This is a genomic window from Shigella sp. FC1967 (assembly GCF_001743005.1).
Taxonomy (GTDB): Bacteria; Pseudomonadota; Gammaproteobacteria; order Enterobacterales; family Enterobacteriaceae; genus Proteus.
Genome location: NZ_MIIZ01000830.1, coordinates 1 through 2792 on the forward strand (window position 1 = coordinate 1; position 2792 = coordinate 2792).

Below are 2792 nucleotides of genomic sequence, written 5' to 3' on the forward strand. Positions count from 1 at the left end.
CCCATGCTTGGCAGCTTCGACTTTTGTAACTATTTTTATAATTTGCGAGCGCGATTTGATATGACAATATAGGTTCCACCACAGGAAGAACAACCAAATCATCAGTAGGATTTTTATTACACATACTGTTAGGTAAAAGCGTTACCCCTACCCCTGCTTTCACCATCGCAATAATTAAATCTAGATGGTTGCTACGCCCCCGCAATGGTAGGCACTGTATTGTAAATACCACAAGCACTATAAATTAAATCATTGATACGAAAATCTTCAGAAAAGAAAATAAAAAGACTCATTGATCAACTCATTAAAATGAATTTCTTTTTTTTATTGATAAAGGGTGGGAGGGAGACATTAATAGCATTAAATGATCTTCTGAAAAAGGAGTTAATTCAAAACTCTCTTCATTAAAAGGCAATACGACCGCCGCGGTTTCAACTTTTCCTTCTCTCATGGCATCAGCCATTTGCTTAGTACCTAATTCAAATATTTTTAATTCAACCTGAGGATGGCGAGAACTAAACGCCATAATAATATCAGCAAAATACGTTGAGGCTATGACAGGAGGCAATCCAACATTTAGTGTTCCTGTTAATGGTCCAGACTTGTCTTGTAATGCTTTATTCATATTATTAAATTGTGCAAGTATTTGTTTAGCATGCTCAAATAGTATTGCACCATCATCCGTTAATCTAACCCCATCAACCTCCCTCACTAATAAAATAACGCCTAACTCATCTTCTAACTTCTTAATACTACGACTAATCGCAGGTTGCGTGATAAATAGTGCATCAGCGGCTCGCTAAAGCCATTTAATTGAACAACCTCAACGAAATAGCGCAATGTGCGAACATCCATTAGCAACGCTTACCTTATTACATTTAGTTATACCCTCAATAATAATAAACCATTTCATATTAAATAATATCCGCGATACAACATAAAGCATAATGTAAAAGTATTACTCCACTTTTACAGTTCATTATTCGGATTTTCAGGAGATAATATGAATAAAACCGTCATTGAATATATATTAACCCGCTTATATGACTTAGGAATAAGTGATATTTTTGGTGTTGCGGGTGATTATGCTTTTCCCATAGAAGATACTATTTGTAATAGTAATCATATGCGTTGGATTGGCAACTGCAACGAACTAAATGCAGCCTACGCTGCTGATGGTTATGCCAGAATTAAAGGTATGGCTGCGTTATCGACAACATTTGGTGTTGGTGAATTAAGTGCGATTAATGCCATTGCTGGTGCTTATGCAGAAAACCTACCTATCTTCCATTTAGTCGGTATGCCAGCAAGTGGTGTACAAAAAAGTAAGCGCCTTGTTCATCATACCTTAGGCAATGGTGACTTTGACATTTTTTATCAATTAGGTCAGCGCCTTGCTTGTGCTCACGCAATTTTAACACCTGAAAATTGTATTACAGAAATGGAACGTTTGATTGCTACCGCATTAAAAGAACGTCGTCCTGTTTATATTGGTCTACCTTCTGATTATGCCACTATGCAAGTGATAGAAAATTCACCTGTTACCATACCGAAAAAAATAATAAGTGATAAAGAAGTACTAGAAAAAGTGGTATCACTCATTATTAAAAAGCTTACACACAGCAATAATATCTGCGTATTGCCAGGTATCTTATCCACACGTTTAGGGTTATCGGATAATGTCCAAAATTTTATCGATAAGACAGGCTTGCCTTATGCCACTATGTTTATGGATAAAAGTATTTTAAGTGAATCTCACCCTCAATATGTTGGTATGTATGATGGCAAATTAATGACACCTGAAGTCAGAGAATTTGTGGAAAATAGCGAGTATGTATTAGGAATTGGTGCAATGATGACTGACTTCAATACAGGGAAGTTTCACTGCCAATATTAAACCAAAACAATTTATCAGCATCATGTCAGATTATGTTGAGATTGATTCTGTTATTTACCCTTCCGTTTACATGGAAGATGTTCTTTCTGAATTAACAAAACGCCTACCAAATAAAACTTATCATCAGATAAAAGCCAAGGGATTAGGTAAAGCGGTTATATCAGATAATGGTCAAATTACAGCGCAATATCTCTATCCACGTTTAGAGCAGTTCTTTAAACCTAATGATATTGTTATTGCTGAAACAGGCACCTCATCAATGGGATTAGGTTTTGCCCTATTACCCGAAGGTGCACAATTCCATAACCAAACATTATGGGGCTCTATTGGTTGGGCTACACCCGCTTCATTCGGAGCAGCGCTTGCCGCACCTGAAAAACGCGTTATTTTAATTACCGGTGAAGGTTCTCATCAATTAACTGTTCAAGAAATTAGCCAATTTGTTCGTTTCGGATTAAAGCCAATTATTCTTGTTTTAAATAATGATGGCTACTTAATTGAACGATTATTATGTGATTATCCTGAAGCTTATTATAACGATCTCGCTCAATGGAATTATCATCAATTACCTAAAAGCCTTTGGCGCAAAAGACTGGTATTGTGAGAAAGTCACAACGATAGATGAATTAAATAAAGCACTTGAAGTAGCAGAATCAACCAATAGCGCCTCTTATATCGAAATCGTAACCGAACGATATGAGGCTTCTGAATTAGCACAAAAATTAAAAGAGTCTAAAGATTCGCTTTATTCATTTTAAACTATAGTATGATTTAAATAACAAAGCCTAGCTTATGCTTACCTCGCTTAAGCTAGGCTTTATTGATAACGTTCTTTTTAACTAAGCCAAATTAACGGTCACTTTGTATTCCTTAAGGATCTACAATAATCTATTAC

Annotated in this window: 2 pseudogenes; one reads left to right on the top strand and one right to left on the bottom strand. The window is 35.8% G+C overall.

The features are described from left to right. A pseudogene (locus tag BHE89_RS13920) lies at positions 1–778 on the bottom strand (LysR family transcriptional regulator); the annotation flags it as partial. Positions 779–1003: 225 nt separating this feature from the next. On the opposite strand from BHE89_RS13920, the pseudogene BHE89_RS13925 reads away from it, so the two are divergent. Then, positions 1004–2655: pseudogene (locus BHE89_RS13925) on the top strand (alpha-keto acid decarboxylase family protein). The last annotated feature ends 137 nt before the right edge of the window (positions 2656–2792 follow it).